The sequence below is a fragment of the Chryseobacterium sp. 2VB genome (assembly GCF_005503635.1).
GTDB classification, from domain to species: Bacteria; Bacteroidota; Bacteroidia; order Flavobacteriales; family Weeksellaceae; genus Chryseobacterium; species Chryseobacterium cupriresistens.
In genome coordinates this window covers 1-19676 of the sequence record NZ_SCNC01000036.1, presented here as the reverse complement: position 1 = coordinate 19676, position 19676 = coordinate 1, and the positions used below count along the sequence as shown (strand labels likewise).

Here is a 19676-nt window from a genome sequence, read left to right as displayed (position 1 = left end):
GAAACTTCCTGATAAAGGTAGTTATTACAAAATAAAAACCAAAAGACATAAAAGATTTACTGATTAAAGCTAAGTGAGATTTACCATAGCCGGCTCAATTTCTTTTATGTCTTCAGTGGTTAAGAAAGGTAAAAGTTAGAAACTGTATTTCGCACCGATCTGGATCTGGTAAGGATTTCCTGTCAGAGGAACCAAACCGCCTCCACTTACGTTTTTGGTGTATTCGTACTGCATCGTATCTTTATTAAACTTCGTCACTTTATACAGAGAAGTATTTCCGTATGATTTGTTTACCCCCCATTCTTTGTTCAGAAGGTTGGCCACGTTGAAAATATCTACGGAAAGTTCGAAAGCTCCCACTTTGTCGAATTTAATTTTCTTGGCAACACGTACGTCCCAAACACCGTAGAAACCGTTTTTACCACCATTACGTTCTGCAATTTTTCCGTTGTATTCAGTGATATAATCTTTCAGAGCCTGTCCTACCTGTGGATCATCCAAAATAGATTGGGTAAGATTCGGGAAGATAAAAGCAAGGTCGTTGGAATCTACGAAGTCTCCGTTGATATTTCCCCCTGTTGTTGCAGAGAAACGGGTTCCTCCAATCCCTGAGTATCTGATTCCTAAAGTAAATCCTGCAATCGTAGGCGAGTTACCATAAATAACGACTTTATTACGGAACTGGTTGTCAGAATAGGTCATTCTTAAATCTCTAGGATCACTCTGAATCATGGTAGACAATGTTGCAGAGTTGGCTACGTTTCCGTTGTATGAAGTATTGTCTTTAATATCAGACCATGTATAACTTGCGGTGATTTCTCCATCTTTCCAGTAGCGGTAACTTGTATCGATTACAAATGAGAACTGGTTTACTTTACCATCGCTCACCAATTCCAGTACTCTTCCGAAATTATTATTGATTCTTCCCTGTTTCCAGTCGAAACTTACACTGTTATTAGCATTATTGGTAATAGCCCCTGTAGGAATAAATACTCCTCTTCCGCCTTCATTAGCCAGTGTAAAGAAAGGATTGGCCACCATGTTTCTGTCGTAATAATAGTAATTGTTTCTACCTAAAGCCATGTATCCTGCAATTCCTGCTCTGAACCTTTCATTGAAGAAGTGGGTATAAGAAATATTGGCTTTATAAACGATCGGGATCTTTGCATCCTTACCGGTATAGTTGATCGTTGGAATCTGCTTCTGAGAAAGTGACGGAACCGTATTGTAATCATCTCTATAGCTGTTGAAATCCGGGAACGGAACATCTTTACCGGTTACATCCACAGTAGCCAGATGTTTTCCATCAAATACAAGGTTGTTGATGATCATATAATTGTTGATATCGGAAGAGAAAATTCCGGCACCGAACTTCAGGAAGTCTTTATTTCCTTCATTGATGTTCCAGTCAAACTGGAATCTTGGCTGGATGACAAATGATTTGATCTGGTTATCCGTTCTGATTCCCATTTCATCAAACAGTTTCTGGTTGAATTCTGCTTTCGGGTAACCACCGTAATCTAATCTCAAACCAGCCATCAAATCAAGCCCTTTAGCTACTTTGGTCTGGAATTGCCCATAGAGACCGATGTTCCAGATATTTGATCTGACAGACGGATCGGCCACCAAAGGAACTTCTCTATAGAATCTGTAAGGTGTCATGGTCTCAAAATTGCTCATTCCCTGGAAATGGAATCTTCCGTTCACCTCACTTCCGTATACCGATTTTGCTGTTGTATACATAAGGTCAGCCCCAAACGTATATTTTACCTTATCTGTATTATAGTATAGGTTATCTACGATCTGGAACACATTATTTCTGAAGCTTTCCTGAGCAAAGCGGTGTCCGCCGATCTGAATATTCGTAGATCCCGCACTGGAAGATACTCCTTCAACAATAGCTCTTGGTACAGGTTTTCCTAATTGATTGTTCTGGTAACTGTCCTGAAAAGTATAAAGATACTGCGCCTTTAATTCGTTGGTTAAGTTAGGTCTCAGATTTGATCTTAAAGTTAACAATAAACTGTTATCAAGGTTTTTATCATTCCCGTACGATTCAAAGAAGTTGATATTGGTATTGTCACCCAATCCGTTTTTGTTAAGATCGTAAGTAAAGTTATTTCTAAGCGTTAATAAATGCTTTTCATTAATCTGCCAGTCTAGACGTAAGAAACCGGCATCAGAGTTTCTCACTTTATCAAAAGTTCCGAATTGCGGGCTGCTTCCTACTCCATATTTAGCTCTTGCAATATCCAGGAACTGATTAAGCGTCTGCGTAGTTGTGTTGAATCTCTTCTCATCATCCGGAGATTTGATATCAGCAATCACTAAAGGTCTTGAATCCAGCTGATGATCCCATGCTACGAAGAAGTGTAATTTATTTTTAATGATCGGACCTCCCAATGAAAATCCGAACTGGGAAGTGGAGAAGTCATTATTTCTTTTGTTTCCTCTGATGTCATAGGGACTGGAAAGCCAGTTTGTTCTTAAATATTCCCAGGCACTTCCGGAAAATTTATTGGTTCCTGATTTGGTAACAGCACTTACTGTTCCTCCTCCACTTCTTCCCAATGTAACATCATATTGGTTGGTAGTGATTTTGAATTCACGGACCGCTTCAATGGAGATGGAGAATGGTGCACCGCTTCGGCTGGTGGTTGATCCTGCGGAAGTAGGATTTTTTGCTGTCATCCCGTCAATCGTAAAGTTAGTGGAAGATCCAAGCTGACCGGAAAGGTTTCCTCCTTTTCCACTTAACGGAGATAATTCCGTAAGATTGGTGAAGTTTCTTCCGTTCACCGGAAGCATGCTGATGTTTTTCGCAGAAATTGCGGTAGCTGCTCCCAGGTTTCCGATCTTGTTTTTAAGGTTTCCTGTAATTTTTACTTCCTCAATAGTCTTTTCGTTCCCCAGATCCATATTCACGGTCACCTGATCTCCGAAGTTGACATTATAGCCTTCTTTTTTATCGTCATTCACAATGACCGTGTAAGGCCCTCCAAGAGGAATTTCCTTAAAAATATATTCCCCTTTTGAGTTGGTTTCCGTTTCCGTTCTGAATCCTGTAGACTCATTCACGATCGTTACTTTCACTTTTTCCTGAGCCGTACTTCCCGGTCCGGTAACTTTCCCTACAATAGAAGCCTGCGTGGTCTGTGCATAAGCCATTGTCCCAAGCCCTAAAAACAATAATCCCAGTACAATCTTTACTTTTTTCATTTCTTCCGAAGATCTATATTATTAACTTTTTGATGTTAGCCCGGAAACCTCTTTGATTTTCATGATGATAGATCATTATGAGGTTTCTTTCAATCTGATGTGCAAAGGTATTTTGACTTTAAGAGCGGGGTGTTTAAGAAAGTTTTAACATTCTTTTAATTAAATCAGAACTTTATGTTAAATTACTTTAAACACGTGTTTTATTTTCTGTAAAACCAGTAGGTTAAGACATATTAAACATTTTTAATTTTCCTGTACTATTTTATTCTGTTATTTTTTAAATGCAATTACTTTAGTTATTTTTGCTCAAAAGATAGAAACCCAATGTCTGAAAACATTCAACAAAAGATAGAACAGCTCCGCAAAGAGCTTCACCAACATAACGAAAACTACTACCAACTGGATACTCCCACCATTACAGATTATGAATTTGATATGCTTCTGGAGGAGCTACAGGATCTGGAAGCCAGGTATCCCGAATTCTATGATGAAAATTCTCCTACCGTTCGTGTAGGTGGCGGTGTTACCAAAGTTTTCCCTACGATTCAGCATAAGTTCAGGATGTATTCTCTGGACAATTCCTATGATTTTGACGATCTGGAAGACTGGGAGAAACGAATCATCAAAACCATTGAAGATCCTGTAGAATTCGTTGCTGAGCTGAAGTATGACGGAGCATCCATTTCTATTCTTTATGAAAACGGAAAATTGTCACAGGCAGTTACCCGTGGTGACGGTTTCCAGGGTGATGAGATTACCCCGAATGTACGTACCATTTCAGATATTCCTCTGACTTTAAAAGGGGATTTCCCTGCTCATTTTTTTATGCGTGGTGAAATTTATCTGACCAGAAAAAACTTTGACAAAATTAATAAACTTCGTGAGGAAGAAGGTCTTGATCCCTTCATGAATCCAAGAAATACGGCCAGCGGAAGTCTGAAAATGCAAGACAGTGCTGAGGTAAGAAAGCGTGGACTTTCTTCCGTATTATACCAGTTTATTTCTGATGAAGTTCCTGCGGAAACCCATTGGGAACTGCTTCAGAAAGCTCAGAGCTGGGGCTTCAAAACCTCCCAGCAGGCCAAATTATGTAAAACAATGGCTGAGGTACAGGAATTTATTACTTTCTGGGACACAGAACGTCATAATCTTCCTTTTGAAATTGATGGTATTGTTTTAAAAGTTAATTCACTACAGCAGCAGAGACAACTTGGCTATACGGCCAAATCTCCGCGTTGGGCTATGGCTTATAAATTTAAAGCAGAAAAAGTAGAAACAGAACTTCAAAGTGTCTCTTATCAGGTGGGAAGAACCGGAGCTATTACTCCTGTTGCCAACCTTAAACCTGTTTTACTCGCAGGAACCATTGTGAAAAGAGCTTCTCTGCACAATGAAGATATCATCAAAAAGCTGGATCTTCATGAACATGATTTCGTGTACGTAGAAAAAGGAGGTGAAATTATTCCGAAAATCGTAGGGGTAAACACAGATAAAAGAACGGAAGAAAGCAAAGAAATTGAATACATCAAACATTGTCCTGAATGTGGTACCGAGCTGGTAAAAATTGAGGATCAGGCGATTCATTTCTGTCCGAACGAGCTTCACTGCCCGCCACAGGTCGTGGGAAGAATGATCCATTACGTTTCCAGAAAAGCTTTGAATATTGACAACCTTGGAAGTGAAACCATAGAACAGCTGTACAGAGAAAAACTGATTGAAAATCCTGCTGACTTCTATGTTTTGACAAAAGAACAGCTTCTTCCACTGGAAAGAATGGCTGAAAAATCTGCCCAGAATATCATCACAGGAATTGAAAAATCCAAAGAGATTCCTTTTGAAAAGGTATTGTATGGGATTGGGATTAAGCACGTGGGAGAAACGGTTGCCAAAAAACTGGTAAAAAACTTCCCGACGATTGAAGAATTAAAGAATGCTACGGTAGAAGAGCTTTGCCAGGTAGAAGATATCGGAGCTAAAATTGCAGTGAGTATTGTAGATTTCTTCCAGAATTCTGAAAACGTATTGATGATCGAACGATTGAAATCTTCCGGAGTACAGCTTGAGAAAGGAGAAAGCACCAATGAAGTATTATCGAATGTTCTGGAAGGAAAAACTTTCCTGTTCACAGGAAAATTGTCATTATTTACCAGAGAATCTGCCGAGGAAATGGTAGAAAAGCATGGCGGAAAAAATATTTCTGCGGTTTCAAAAAACCTCAACTATCTTGTAGTAGGTGAAAAAGCAGGAAGCAAGCTGAAAAAAGCTCAGGATATCGGAACTATCCATATTCTGGATGAGCAGCAGTTTCTGGATCTGATTGAAAAATAATAAATATTTTTAATAATTATTTACTAAACCATTAAGATATTCCTCTTAATGGTTTATTTTTGCTTTACAATTACAAAAATAACTATAAACTAATAATACATGAAAAAAATCTACCTCATCGTTTCTATGATGCTTTTTGCGGTATTTCAAGCGCAAAATGTGAATATCCCGGACGCAGCTTTTAAGAATTTCTTGTTAACAGCTAATTACAGTAATGGCTATGCAAAAGATCAATATGGAAGCAATATTCCCGTTGACACTAATAACGATGGCATCATACAACAAAGTGAAGCCAATAATGTTGTAAAGCTGTCTGATCTTTATTATGGAAACAGAGTAAATATTCAATCCATCGAAGGGATTAAAAGCTTTACTAATTTAACAGAGTTGTATCTATTCGGAACTTCTGTTTCTACTGTTGACGTAAGTACTATGACTAACCTCATCGCTTTAACAGTAAACTATAATTCACAATTAACTTCTCTGAATATTGCAGGTTGTACATCTTTAGCAACGATGTCTTCCGAGCATAATAATATTACGAATTATAACTTACAAAGCAATTCATTGAAAAGTCTGCTTATTAACAATCTGAATTCTACGCAACCTATAAATGCCATTAATCTTAGCCTTTGCCCTAATTTGAAATCTTTGGAGATCAATAAGACTAATATTCAATCTTTGGATTTTAGTAATATGAGTGCTTTGGAATGGCTTCAAATAAGAAACAGCTCTTCAACCAATAATATAAATTTGACCGGTTGTACGAATTTGAATAATCTGGGAATTTATAACTGTAGCGCTTTAACAACACTTCAGTTACATAATCTACAAAACCTAGATACTGTATATCTTTCACAAAGCCCGATCTCCACATTATCTCTGGTCGGTACAACGAACATAGAGTCTCTTGGGTTACAATCTACAGGTCTGACAGCTATAGATCTTTCCATTTTTCCAGCTTTAAGACAGTTTAGTACTTTAAATAATAATCTTACAACACTGGATTTAAGTATGAATCCTTTATTGGAAAACATCACGATCTATGACAATGCACTTCTGAAAAATATTAATCTGAAAAGCGGAGGAACTATACTGAATGTCACATCCTGGTTTCATATTAATAATAACAATCCTAATCTTAAATATATTTGCTGTGATGATGGAGATTTCGCAGCGATCAGTAATTATTTATCTACGCATTCTCTCAATACTATTAATTTAAATTCTTATTGTTCATTTACACCGGGTGGTACTTATTATAAAGTTACCGGAAATACAAGATATGATATTAACAACAATGGCTGTGATATCAATGATGCTAACAAACCTTTCCAAAAATTTTCGATTACAAGCGGTTCTGTTTCCGGAAATATGATTGCTGATTCATCAGGAAATTATTCTATTCCTTTACAAACAGGTGCTCATACAATTACGCCAATTTCAGAAAATCCAGCCTATTGGACCATATCTCCAAGTACTTTAACAGTAAACTTTCCGGCACAAACAAGCCCTTTGAATCAAAATTTCTGCTTAACAGCGAACGGAACTCATAATGATCTTGAAGTCCTGATTATTCCTGTAACAGCTGCTATTCCAGGATTTGATACCAAATACAAAATTGTTTACAAAAACAAAGGAACTGTGGCCCAATCAGGAAATATTGTTTTCAATTTCAACGACAATCTGATGAATTACATGAATGCAACAGTTGCTCCGGATACACAATCTACTGGTATTTTAACATGGAATTTCAACAATCTTCTTCCTCTTGAAACCAGAGAAGTCACCGTAACACTGAAATTAAATACCCCAATACAGACTCCATCGTTAAACAGCGGTGACATTCTGCATTACACAGCACAAATCAATGGAGCTACTGATGAAACACCAGTTGACAATAATTTCACGTTGAACCAATCGGTAGTCAATTCTTTTGACCCGAATGATAAGACTTGTCTGGAAGGAACTACTATTACGCAAACCCAGGTTGGAGATTATGTGCATTATCTGATCAGGTTTGAAAACACAGGTACCGCAAATGCACAGAATATTGTGGTAAAGGATGTTATTGATACTTCTAAATTTGACATATCAAGTTTAGTTGCGTTGAACGGAAGTCACAATTTTGCAACAAGAATTACCAATCCGAATACAGTAGAATTCATCTTTGAAAATATCCAACTGCCTTTTGATGATGCAAATAATGACGGATATGTTTCATTCAAAATTAAAACCAAGTCTACCTTAAATCTTGGTAATAGCTTCAGCAATACAGCCAATATTTACTTCGATTACAATGCTCCGATTATTACCAATACTTATACAACAAGCGTTCAAAATGTATTAGCAACAGCAGAAACTGATAAAGAAAACAATGTTATTTCCATATATCCGAATCCGGTAAGAGATATTTTAAATATTCAATCTAAAAATGAAATTATAAAAGCTGAAATCTATGATGCAGCCGGAAGAATTATCAGTTCAACAAATGTAAAAGGAAACTCAATTCCTGTTTCTGAGCTTTCTAAAGGAAACTATATTCTCAAAGCCTTCACAAAAGACAAAATAATTGTACAAAAGTTTATTAAGGATTAAACTTACCCAATATTCATGTAAAAAGGCTGTGATAGATTTCACAGCCTTTTTTATATTTTTCAAATCTACATTAAAATTCAGATTTTATTTGAAAACAATAATGGTGTACGGATTTTTTTGCCCTGCTTTAGGCAAGATCAACCTGATATGTTCTTTATTTCTATAGTAATCTACATAAGGCTCTTTGGTAATAATCTTTCCCTTCTCAGTTTCTTTATATCCAGCTGCCAGTATCAGCTTAAGGTACTTATCATATTCTTTCTTGTCTTTAAACTCAAATTCAATCCTATCTTCAGATTTTTCTTCAGCATATTCAAACTTTCCGATTTTCGATGTGTAGTCCGGGGAATCATATTCTGTTAAGAGGAAACCTAAGCCTTCTGTTCTGTCATAAAATTTGAACTGAAGCTGTTTCATCTCTTTTTTAAACTCATCCATGGTAAGTTTGTTGAATCCATTAAGCTGTTCCAACGTGAATGTCTGAGCAGAGACCTGGATACTTAGCAAAACTGAAAATAATAAGAGTCCTATAGTTTTTCTCATTGTTATTTTTATCGCAAATATAAAATAATCCTTATGAAACCGGCAGTCTGAAATAAAACGTACTTCCATTATTCAGAGAACTCTTCACTCCTATTTCTCCATGCTGTTTTTCAATAAAATTTTTCGAAATGGCCAAACCGAGTCCTGTTCCATTCTGATGTTCTCCGGGAACCTGGAAATAACGGTCAAAGATCTGGCGGTGGTATTTTTCATCTATTCCGCTTCCGGTATCAATAATACTGAACTGAATGAAAGAATCCAGCTTTTCTACTACAATCTTAATATTTTCGTCCTGAAAAGAGTGCTTTACCGCATTGGTTAAAAAATTATTCATTACCCAGACGGTTTTGTCAAAATCAGCAGTCACAGCATCGTTATCTTCCAGAAGATATTCTGTACTGATGGAAATATTTTTCTGCTCGGCAAGCTTCTCAACATTCTTTACAGCAGTCTGTACAATTTCTTTCGGAGAACATTTCCCAATAGTCAGTCTGATATTTCCGGATTCAACCTGAGAAAGATTAAGCAATTCTCCAGTGATATCCAATAAACGCTGTCCGTCTTCATTGATGCTCTTCAACAATTCCTGCTGCTGCTCGTTCAGTTCTCCGAACTTTTGGTTTCCAAGAAGCTGAACGCCCATTTTGATCGCAGAAATCGGGGTTTTCAGTTCATGGGAAATGGTCGCAATAAAATTAGTTTTGGCAAAATCCAGTTCTTTAAAAGGGGTAATATTTCTTAGCAGGATTACCTTTCCGATATTCTTTTTTTCTTTTTCCCCTGTTTTTACAATATTGATCGGTATAATATCCTGCTCGAAATAATTTTCCTTGTTATCACGGACAATCTTAATCGGATCTTTTACCGGATGGTCGATATTTTTCAGCAGTTCACGCATCAGATCATTATTGATGGCTACTTCATGAGCCGTTTTTCCAATAATATCTTCTTTATGGAGATTGGTGATCTTTAAAGCTTCATCATTGATCATATAGATAAAATGATTCTCATCCAGACCAATCACTGCATCATGCATATTGTTAACCAGCGTTTCGATCCGTTTTTTATCCATCAGCTGCTTGGAAAGCGTGCTGCTTTCGTACTCCTGAAGTTTTTCCGCCATACTGTTGAAGGAGTCTGCCAGACTGTTGAATTCTTCACTTCCTTTAAAATGAACCCTCTCACTATAGTTTTTATCGGCAATCTGTTTAATACTGAAGGTCAATTGATTGATAGGCTCTGCGATGGTTTGTGGTAAATTGAAAAGCAGGATAAAAGCAATCAGAAAACATACGGTTCCTAAACTTACGATCCAGAAAGTAGCATTTTCAGCCGTAATAATCGCAATATCACTTTTTCGTTCTATCCCTTTCATATTCAAAGACATGATCTTCGAAAGATCTTCACGGATAAGCTTTTCTTTATGGATATCGGGAGCTTTAAGGTAGCTGTTGAAATGGAGATTCAGATTCTGAGTGGCTTCTTTTTCTCCAAATTCTGTAAGGTTTTTTTCCTGAAGCTTATTATTTTTTCGAAAATCTGCTATGGCAACGGTACTGTCTGTACTGATATTATCCAATGCCAAAAGCATATTTTTGGAAAATTCCAGGCTGTTATAATTGGCCGTAAGGATTTTTTCAGTATCGGATTTTAATTTATTGATGTATACAGAACCTATCACTGAAAGCAGAACGATCAGTAGAAATAAAAGGCCCACGCCTAAGGTAAGTTTCGTTTTAAGTTTCATTACTTTTAAGATAAAATAATAATATCTATCTGTCTTTCATTCAGCCTGTTCATAAGGGTATAGATCCAGCTGTACCCCAACATTCGCTGCCAGAAACTGGCATGGGGTTTTCCAATGCAGACCGTCGTGATATTATGGGCAATCACATACTCCAGAATTCCGTTGTGAACACTGCTTTCTTTGATGCGGACTACTTTGGCACCTAATTCCTGTGCTAAATTAAAATTATTAATTAAATACCGTTGTTTATCCAATGCAATTTTTTCCGGATTTTCAGAGGGCTTCTGAACGTACAAAACAGTCCATGGACTGTTATAGTAGCTGGCTAATCTGGCGGTTTTACGGATAATTGTTTTAGCAATTTTCTCATTACTGCTGATACAGGCCAGGAATTTTATGGGCTTAAAATTTTCGGTTTTGATCTCTGTTTCCACCTTTCTCTCCACGTGGGTGGCCACTTCTTTTAAAGCTAACTCACGAAGCTGCAGAATATGTCCGCTCTGGAAGAAATTACTAAGTGCCGTCTGAATTTTTTCTTTTTTATAGATTTTTCCCTCTTTTAAACGGGTCAGCAGCTCATCAGCCGTAAGGTCAATATTGACTACTTCATCTGCTAGCGCCAGTATTTTATCCGGAACCCGCTCTGTTACTTCTACCCCGGTAATTTTCTTTACCTCTTCATTCAGGCTTTCGATATGCTGGATATTCATGGCACTGATGACGTTGATTCCGTTATCAAGAATTTCCAGTACATCCTGCCATCTTTTTTTATTTTTGGAACCTTCTACGTTGGTATGGGCAAGTTCGTCCACTAACACGACTTCAGGATGTTCATTGATAATGGCCTGAAGATCCATCTCCTCAAGGTTCTTTCCTTTATAAAAAACTGATTTCCTTTCAATTTGAGGAATTCCTTCTACAAGAGCTTCAGTTTCTTCACGGCCATGCGTTTCAATATAGCCAATCTTTACATCAATGCCATTTCGCAAAAGGGAATGAGCTTCCTGAAGCATACGGAAACTTTTTCCTACCCCTGCACTCATCCCGATATAAATTTTGAATTTTCCTTTGCGGGACTTCTGAATCAGTTCTAAAAAATCTTTTGCTGATGACATTGATTTTATTCTTTTTAATTTTACTTTAAGCACTTTCCTGTGGCCAAATTCTTTTTTAAAACCAAACCGCTAAGCTTGACGTTATAAAGAAATTTCCTTTTTTAAATTCATCATTTTTAGCAAAAATGACGTCTTTTGAAGTAAAACCTCTCGCTTCTGTGCGGAAAACTACATTTTTGAAAACAGCATAATCTACATTCAGAGAATATCCGAAAGTTTGAAATCCGTTAGGCGTATCTGTGCTGATGATCACCCCATTTTTATCATTATAATATTCCAGTCTTCCCGCTAATGCCCATTTGCCGTCCAATTGATATTTCATCTGAACATTTGGGCTATACCAGATATTATACTGCTCGCTTCCTTTTGATTTCTGCTCAGCACCGATATCAAATCCCAATACAGCCGAAAACTGATCTGTCAGCTGAAAGCTTCCGTACAAATCATGGAAGTAACGCATCCTTTTGTCCTCTTTTGTTTTATCATTTCCTATGAATGAGCTGCTGTTCAAAGTAATCTTATCATTTGGTTTATACGTTATCTGATGCCCGAAAGAAATACTCTGGTTTCCTTCAGGTTTGGCTATTCTCTGCCATCCGTTCAATACCAGTCCGCTTAAAAACCATTTTCCATTATCTGAGGTATAAGAAATTTTGGCTCCAGTTTCGAAATAAGGTGAGTTTTCAGCGGCCAGACTTCTTGTCAGATTCACATTATCTTTTCCTATGGCACTTTCCCATCCAATATGGGAAGGCATGATCCCTGCATCAATCCATAAGTTTTTATTTTTTGATAATCTGATTCCAACATTGGCTTCATTCACGTACCGTAATGCATTTTGTTCGGCAGCCATATTATCCTGTGCGTAAGTTCCTGCCATTAAAGCTACATTAGCACGGATATTTTCGCTCTGATAACTGGCTTTAACCAATCCCAGGTTAAGGTTCATTTCATTGTGCCTGTTATAGGAATACAAAAAGTTTTGACGAATATGATTTCCAGGCTCATTAAAATCATAGGTATAAAAGAGTTCTGCATAAGCGGAAAATGTCACTTTATTACTTGTTTTTAATGAATCTGATGACTGGGCTTTTGAGAAAAACATTCCCAATACGGCTCCTATAACTAAATATTTTTTCACTTTTATTAAGGTATGTTAATCATGTCAAGGTTTTAAACCTTGACATGATTATTGGTTATTAAATTTATTATTTTAATTGATCCAAAGCAATGTTAAGCTTCAGAACATTTACTTTTGATGGTCCGAAAAGTCCTAAGAAAGGCTTTTCCGTTTGATTATTAATCAAGCTTTTGATCAGTTCCTCTGAAAGACTTCTCACTTTTGCAATTCTTTTTGCCTGGTATAAAGCCCCTTCTTGAGAAATATCCGGATCCAGTCCGCTTCCGCTGGCTGTTACCAATTCTACAGGAACTTTAGCATTACCCATTTCAGGGTTATCCATTTTCAAAGTATCAATTCTTTTCTGTACAATTTCCAGATATTCTTTATTGCTTGGACCTTTATTGCTTCCTCCACTTCCTGCTGCGTTATAATTGACTGAAGAAGGACGGCCGTGGAAATATTTTTCAGATTTGAATTCCTGCCCGATATTGGCATAAAACTTCTGCCCTTTATTATAAACAATTTCTCCGTTTCCATTGTTAGGAAGTATTTTAGAACCTCCATAAACCACTGCCAGATAAAGACCTGTAACGATCAACATGACAAGCGTTAATCTGAATGCTGAAACAATATGATTTTTCATTTTTTTAATTTTAATAGAATAAACTGATTACCAGATCAATGATTTTGATCCCGATGAACGGAACGATTACTCCGCCTAACCCATAGATCAAAAGGTTTCTTCTTAATAATGCACTGGCACCGATGGGCTTGTAAGCAACTCCTTTCAACGCCAGCGGAATCAGGAACGGAATAATCACCGCATTGAAAATTACTGCTGATAATATGGCTGTTTCCGGGCTGTGAAGGTTCATAATGTTCAGCTTCTGCAGAGAAGGAATAAAAGTGATAAAGAGTGCCGGAATAATGGCAAAATACTTCGCTACGTCATTTGCAATACTGAAAGTCGTCAATGTTCCTCTGGTCATCAACAGCTGCTTCCCTATTTCCACAATTTCGATCAGTTTTGTAGGGTCATTATCCAGGTCTACCATGTTACCGGCTTCTTTTGCGGCTTGAGTTCCACTGTTCATCGCTACCCCAACATCGGCCTGGGCTAGTGCTGGAGCATCATTGGTTCCGTCTCCCATCATCGCTACCAGCTTACCTTCCTGCTGTTCCTTTTTAATGTAATTCATTTTGTCTTCAGGTTTGGCTTCAGCAATAAAGTCATCTACTCCAGCTTTTTCTGCAATGAATTTTGCAGTCAGAGGATTATCTCCGGTTACCATTACCGTTTTTACACCCATTTTTCTCAATCTCTGGAAGCGTTCCTGAATTCCTGTTTTGATGATATCCTGAAGTTCGATAACGCCCCAAACTTTTTCATTAACGGCCACTACTAAAGGGGTTCCTCCGTTTTCAGAAATTTTAGTTACTGCATCCTGGGTTTCCTGAGGGAAGATGTTCCCGGCTTTTTCAGTCAGTTTTTTTATCGTATCATAAGCACCTTTACGTATTCTTGTTTCTTCAAAATCAATTCCTGAAGTTCTTGTTTCTGCGGTAAAATCGATATAAGTGGGATTAGCAACTAATAAATCTTCAGGTTTTAAAGCACTTAGTTCAATAATAGATTTTCCTTCCGGTGTTTCGTCAGCTACGGAACTCAATGCAGAAGCTTTAATGAATTCTTCAAGCTGAATTCCATTGGCGGGGTGAAATTGAGTTGCTTTTCTGTTTCCGATGGTAATTGTTCCGGTTTTATCCAATAGCAATACATCAATATCTCCTGCAGTTTCCACTGCTTTTCCACTTTTAGTAATCACATTCGCTCTCAGCGCTCTGTCCATCCCCGCTATCCCGATTGCAGAAAGCAGACCTCCGATGGTTGTCGGAATAAGACAAACGAAAAGAGATATAAATGCTGCTATGGTAATCGGAGTCTGCGCATAGTCTGCAAAAGGTTTTAAAGTGAGGGTAACAATAATAAATGTAAGCGTGAATCCTGCTAAAAGTATGGTTAATGCGATTTCGTTGGGTGTTTTCTGTCTTGACGCTCCTTCTACAAGAGCAATCATTTTATCTAAGAAGGATTCTCCGGGTTTTGTGGTTACTCTTACTTTAATTCTGTCTGACAATACTTTCGTTCCTCCTGTTACAGAACTTTTGTCTCCACCCGCTTCACGGATGACAGGTGCACTTTCTCCGGTAATAGCAGACTCATCAATGGTAGCAAGACCTTCAATAATCTCTCCATCCATCGGAATCTGATCTCCGGCTTCACAAAGGAAAATATCGCCTAAAGTCATTTCAGCAGACATTTTCAGTCTTGTTTCTACCTGGAATCCCGGCTTGTTATCAAGTACCAGTTTGGCCGGAGTCTCTTCCCTTGTTTTTCTGAGGGTATCAGCCTGTGCTTTTCCTCTTGCCTCTGCAATAGCTTCTGCAAAGTTGGCAAACAGGACGGTGAAAAATAAAATAATAAATACTAAAAAGTTGTAGGAAAAGCTTCCCTGGGTTTTATCACCGGTAAGGCTGAACATGCTTACGATAAACATGACGATGGTTCCGATTTCCACCAGGAACATTACCGGATTTTTAAACATAATTTTCGGATTCAGCTTTACGAAGGACTGTTTTATCGCTTCGTTGACCAAATCTTTTTGAAACAATGTTTGTGACTGATTTTTCATTTTTTTGAAAGAATTTATATCATTATAAATCAATAGTAACCATCAAGGTCTGCCAGATAATAAGGATAGATATGGATAATATTAAGTGAACGTTTCAGTAAGTGTCAGACTAGCTTCCTAACTTTTCGGCTTCCTTAATGGTTGAATATTGATTTTAATTTTTAATGTTCACATTTATTTTGAGAAATACTGAATCTGCTCTGCAATAGGCCCTAGAGTTAATGCAGGGAAGAAAGACAACGCTGCAATCAGTAAAATCACTGCCAGAGTCATGAATCCGAAAGTTGCCGTATCTGTTTTCAGTGTTCCTGAACTTTCAGGGATATATTTCTTCTGTGCCAACAGACCTGCAATGGCTACTGGTCCAATAATCGGGATAAATCTTGAGAGTAACAGTACAATTCCCGTTGAGATATTCCACCAGGGTGTATTGTCTCCCAACCCTTCAAATCCGGATCCGTTATTCGCTGCGGAAGAAGTAAACTCATACAGCATTTCACTGAAACCATGGAAACCTGGGTTGTTCAATGTTTTTGCTCCAAATTCCGGTAGATAAGCCGTTAAAGCTGTTCCTGCAAGAATTAAGAAAGGATGAAATAAAGCCACAATCATAGCAATTTTCATTTCTTTGGCTTCAATCTTTTTACCCATAAATTCCGGGGTTCGTCCCACCATCAGACCACTGATAAACACAGCCAGAATGATAAAGATGAAATAGTTCAGAATTCCGACTCCACAACCTCCGTAGAAGCAATTGATCATCATGGCAAGCAGCTCATTCATCCCCGAAAGAGGCATTGTACTGTCGTGCATTGCATTCACAGAACCTGTAGAAATTACAGTAGTGGCAATACTCCAATATCCTGAAGCAGCACTTCCAAAGCGGATTTCTTTACCTTCCATAGCTCCCAGACTCTTGTCTGCACCCATTTGGGTAATCAGAGGATTTCCTCCTGTTTCATTCACGATATTCGGAATGGTAAGTGCCAGAAAACCGACCGTCATTACCGTAAAAATCACCCATGAAAGTTTTCTTTTATTCAGATAAAAACCTAGTGCAAATACCAATGCAAACGGAATGATCATCTGAGCGATCATCTCTGTCATATTGGTCATATAATTAGGATTTTCAAGCGGGTGCGCAGAGTTGGCTCCGAAAAATCCACCTCCGTTAGTTCCCAAATGTTTGATCGCAACAAATGCTGATACCGGACCTCTGGAGACATCTGCTTTCTGGCCTTCCAGTGTTATAATGTGATCTTTCCCTTCGAAAGTCATCGGACTTCCGTTAATAGAAAGTATTAAAGCAACAATTACACTTACCGGAACCAGAATTCTGACCATTGATTTGGTAAAAAAATCGTAGAAGTTCCCAAGTTCGGTACTTGTTTTTTCTTTAAAAGCCTTGAAAAGGACAGCCATTGCCGCCATTCCCGTTGCAGCCGTAACAAACTGTAAAAACATCAGATAAAGCTGGCTCAGATAGCTTACTCCTGTTTCTCCTGAATAATGCTGTAAATTACAGTTCACTAAGAATGAAATGGTAGTATTAAAAGCCAGATCGGGTGACATATTTGGATTCCCATCAGGGTTCAAAGGAAGCCATGCCTGATTCAGCAAAAGAAGGAAACCTATGATGAACCAAACCAGATTGATCGCCAGCATAGCATACATATTCTGTTTCCAGTTCATCTGGCGGGCAGGATTAATTCCCGAAACTTTATAAATTAACTTTTCAATGGGTTCAAAAATCGGATCCAGAAAAGTCTTTTTGTATCCGTAGACATTAGCTATATATTTCCCTAAAAATATTCCGATAACTAATGTGATAGCAAACATTGCTATAATGCCTAAAATCTCTGTATTCATGACTAATTAAAATTTTTCAGGTTTCATTAAAACATAACAGATATACACAAAGGCAAGTATTGAGAGGAAAAATAAACTCCACATAATTTATATTCTATCAAAAAATTCAACTGATTTATACAAAAGCCAAAACAATACTGCAAAAAGCAGAATTAAACTTATGAGCATCATATTTTAATCATTAGGGTTAAAAGGGTCAACAATACGTACGATACAATCAGCAGACTAAAAGTCGAGTGCTCCCGTTTTTTAAACGTTTTTCTTGAAATTGTCATTTTTAAATATTTTATTCGAAGACTATATGCCAAAAGAAAGTCCATTCTGGAAAACAAACAATCAATTAATTGATTAACAATATATTAAGACAAAATATTAAACTATATAAAAACAGAAAAGCCTATCAAAATGATAGGCTCTTTATTAAAATGATAAAAGGTTTATTTTAATCCATATTCTTCAAGTTTACGGTACAATGTGGCAATACCGATTTCCAGTAAACGGGCAGCTTCTGCCTTGTTACCTTTTGTATACTGTAAAACTTTCTGTATATGTATTTTTTCCAGTGATCTGATACTTAAAGAATCACTTTCAGGAACAGCTTTTTCCGAATAATGGGGAAGACTTTCTGCGTCAAGGATATTGTTATCCATCAAAATCAAACTGCGCTCTACAGCGTTCCTCAACTCACGGATATTTCCTTTCCAGTCGTTTCGTTCCAGTACTTTATAGTAATCAGGATTTACCTGAACCGCTGTCAGATGAAGTTTATGAGAAAAAATATCTATAAAATGCTTGGCAATAGCTTTCAGATCTTCTTTTCGTTCTCTTAATGGCGGAAGCGTGATCTCAAAGACATTCAGCCTGAAATAAAGGTCTTCTCTGAAATTTCCCTGCTTTATTTCATCTATCAGGTCTCTGTTGGTAGCAGCAATTAACCTGAAGTCAGATTTAGAAACTTTGGTTTCACCCATTTTAATAAATTCCCTGGTTTCCAAAACCCTGAGCAGTTTTGCCTGAAGCTCTATGGGCATCTCACCGATTTCATCCAAAAACAGAGTTCCTCCGTTAGCTTCTTCAATCAATCCTTTCTTATCTTTCAAAGCTCCAGTAAAAGCACCTTGTTTATGACCAAAAAGCTCGCTTTCCAGAATTTCTTTACTGAATGCTGAACAGTTGATCGCTACAAAACTGTTTTTCTTCCTGTCACTCCCTTCATGAATAGCACTCGCAAAAACTTCTTTACCCGTTCCGGTTTCCCCTGTAAGAAGAACGGCAGCATCCGTTAAAGCTACTTTTTCAGCCATTTTCTTAGCCTGCAAAATAAGTGGTGATTTACCTATTATCTGATTAAATCCTTTCGTCACAGCCTGCTGAACAACCCTCGATTTATTATCTTTTACCTTATCAAGAGCCTTATACACCAATGGGATTATTTTCTCATTATCATCTCCTTTCACCAGATAATCATAAGCGCCATTCTTCATAGCCTGTACAGCATCCGTAATATTACCGAATGCCGTCATCAGGATAATTTCAAGCTGTGGATATTTAGTTTTGATAGCCTTTACCAGCTCTACCCCAAAAGCATCAGGCAGACGAACATCGCTCAGGACAACATCAAATTCATATTGCTCCAGCATTGTCATTGCCGAACGCGCCGTAGAAGCTTCTTTTACATTAAAATTCTCTTGGGAAAGGATCATTCCTAGTAATTTAAGGAGTTTGATCTCATCATCGATGATCAGAATATTTCCTGACATTATAATTATTTTTGGAAAACTACTACAAACTTATTGAATTTATTCGAGGAAAACGGGGTAATTGAAGGAAATAGTTTACTGAACACCACTTGAGATTTCAGGAGCTGTTTCCCGCTATCCATTCATACTCCTCGCGCCCATGCACTCCCACGCTCCACCACATTCACTCCAACCCAAGCTGCGGGGTAACCATTCCTATCGGGGCTAGGATGATGAATGAATCGTCAATGATAAATTATAAATGATGTAACGAAGTCCGGGATACGGGTTCCGTGGTTATCTTTCAATGGAGTTATTGGTTGCAATGGCGTCTTTCTTTTTATTTGGCCTGCTTCTTTCCTACTGTGTCATTCCGCAGGAATCCAGCCTCCTTTATTATAGTCTTTAAAGGATTAAAAAGGTAAAAGTAATACTTGAGTTATGTGCTAATACTTTGTTGAGACTCCTACGGAGTGACAATTGGAGTGTATGCTCTCCAGCATAAGTAATAAATGATAAGTGATAGTTGATCAATCATAGTTGATTGATGTATCGTTTATCAATTATTACTTATTGCTTATAAGCTTAGCTTGGGTATAAAACAAAAAAATCCTTTATCACAATGATAAAGGATTTTTTAAAAATAAAATAAAAACTGGCGGCGGCCTACTCTCCCGCGTTAGCAGTACCATCGGCGCTGGT

11 protein-coding genes are annotated in these 19676 nt (G+C 37.6%); 2 read left to right on the top strand and 9 right to left on the bottom strand.

What is annotated here, in order from left to right; genetic code table 11:
- Positions 1-135: 135 nt before the first annotated feature.
- Positions 136-3219: a TonB-dependent receptor gene (locus tag FFS26_RS21290; protein WP_110011818.1), complete on the bottom strand. Its 3084-nt coding sequence runs from the start codon at positions 3217-3219 to the stop codon at positions 136-138.
- Between the two features lie 324 nt (positions 3220-3543).
- Between FFS26_RS21290 and ligA the strand changes: the two genes are divergently transcribed.
- Both ligA and FFS26_RS21280 read left to right on the top strand, forming a co-directional pair.
- Positions 3544-5547: an NAD-dependent DNA ligase LigA gene (ligA, locus tag FFS26_RS21285; RefSeq protein ID WP_137906069.1), complete on the top strand. Its 2004-nt coding sequence runs from the start codon at positions 3544-3546 to the stop codon at positions 5545-5547.
- Positions 5548-5646: 99 nt separating this feature from the next.
- Positions 5647-8145, top strand: coding sequence for a T9SS type A sorting domain-containing protein (locus tag FFS26_RS21280; RefSeq protein WP_137906068.1), 2499 nt, complete (start codon positions 5647-5649; stop codon positions 8143-8145).
- Positions 8146-8229: 84 nt separating this feature from the next.
- On the opposite strand, the gene FFS26_RS21275 is transcribed toward FFS26_RS21280, so the two are convergent.
- From FFS26_RS21275 to FFS26_RS21235, 8 genes are all read right to left on the bottom strand, one after another.
- The gene (locus FFS26_RS21275) at positions 8230-8688 is read right to left on the bottom strand and encodes a hypothetical protein (protein WP_110011847.1); all 459 of its coding nucleotides are present in this window, start codon (positions 8686-8688) and stop codon (positions 8230-8232) included.
- A 31-nt stretch (positions 8689-8719) separates the two neighbouring features.
- A complete protein-coding gene (locus FFS26_RS21270) occupies positions 8720-10435 on the bottom strand; it encodes an ATP-binding protein (protein WP_110011846.1) in 1716 nt (571 codons plus the stop codon).
- A 5-nt stretch (positions 10436-10440) separates the two neighbouring features.
- On the bottom strand, positions 10441-11550 hold the full coding sequence (locus tag FFS26_RS21265; protein WP_110011850.1) for a histidine kinase: 1110 nt from the start codon (positions 11548-11550) through the stop codon (positions 10441-10443).
- Positions 11551-11605: 55 nt separating this feature from the next.
- Positions 11606-12655, bottom strand: coding sequence for a porin (locus FFS26_RS21260; protein WP_110011849.1), 1050 nt, complete (start codon positions 12653-12655; stop codon positions 11606-11608).
- Positions 12656-12758: 103 nt separating this feature from the next.
- Entirely contained in the window at positions 12759-13316 is a 558-nt protein-coding gene (gene kdpC / locus FFS26_RS21255; RefSeq protein WP_110011845.1) for a potassium-transporting ATPase subunit KdpC, read from the bottom strand.
- A gap of 10 nt (positions 13317-13326) precedes the next feature.
- On the bottom strand, positions 13327-15366 hold the full coding sequence (gene kdpB, locus FFS26_RS21250) for a potassium-transporting ATPase subunit KdpB (protein ID WP_137906067.1): 2040 nt from the start codon (positions 15364-15366) through the stop codon (positions 13327-13329).
- 174 nt (positions 15367-15540) lie between these two features.
- Positions 15541-17235 carry a potassium-transporting ATPase subunit KdpA gene (gene kdpA / locus FFS26_RS21245; protein ID WP_137906066.1) on the bottom strand — a complete coding sequence of 565 codons (1695 nt, stop codon included), beginning with the start codon at positions 17233-17235 and terminating at the stop codon, positions 15541-15543.
- A gap of 437 nt (positions 17236-17672) precedes the next feature.
- Entirely contained in the window at positions 17673-18995 is a 1323-nt protein-coding gene (locus FFS26_RS21235; protein WP_137906065.1) for a sigma-54-dependent transcriptional regulator, read from the bottom strand.
- Positions 18996-19676 lie beyond the last annotated feature (681 nt).

What these genes read in the sequence shown, in the direction of transcription:
- FFS26_RS21290 (WP_110011818.1), bottom strand. Translation starts at nt 3,219, where the DNA reads ATGAAAAAAGTAAAGATTGTACTGGGATTATTGTTTTTAGGGCTTGGG.
- ligA (WP_137906069.1), top strand. Translation starts at nt 3,544, where the DNA reads ATGTCTGAAAACATTCAACAAAAGATAGAACAGCTCCGCAAAGAGCTT.
- FFS26_RS21280 (WP_137906068.1), top strand. Translation starts at nt 5,647, where the DNA reads ATGAAAAAAATCTACCTCATCGTTTCTATGATGCTTTTTGCGGTATTT.
- FFS26_RS21275 (WP_110011847.1), bottom strand. Translation starts at nt 8,688, where the DNA reads ATGAGAAAAACTATAGGACTCTTATTATTTTCAGTTTTGCTAAGTATC.
- FFS26_RS21270 (WP_110011846.1), bottom strand. Translation starts at nt 10,435, where the DNA reads ATGAAACTTAAAACGAAACTTACCTTAGGCGTGGGCCTTTTATTTCTA.
- FFS26_RS21265 (WP_110011850.1), bottom strand. Translation starts at nt 11,550, where the DNA reads ATGTCATCAGCAAAAGATTTTTTAGAACTGATTCAGAAGTCCCGCAAA.
- FFS26_RS21260 (WP_110011849.1), bottom strand. Translation starts at nt 12,655, where the DNA reads ATGTTTTTCTCAAAAGCCCAGTCATCAGATTCATTAAAAACAAGTAAT.
- kdpC (WP_110011845.1), bottom strand. Translation starts at nt 13,316, where the DNA reads ATGAAAAATCATATTGTTTCAGCATTCAGATTAACGCTTGTCATGTTG.
- kdpB (WP_137906067.1), bottom strand. Translation starts at nt 15,366, where the DNA reads ATGAAAAATCAGTCACAAACATTGTTTCAAAAAGATTTGGTCAACGAA.
- kdpA (WP_137906066.1), bottom strand. Translation starts at nt 17,235, where the DNA reads ATGAATACAGAGATTTTAGGCATTATAGCAATGTTTGCTATCACATTA.
- FFS26_RS21235 (WP_137906065.1), bottom strand. Translation starts at nt 18,995, where the DNA reads ATGTCAGGAAATATTCTGATCATCGATGATGAGATCAAACTCCTTAAA.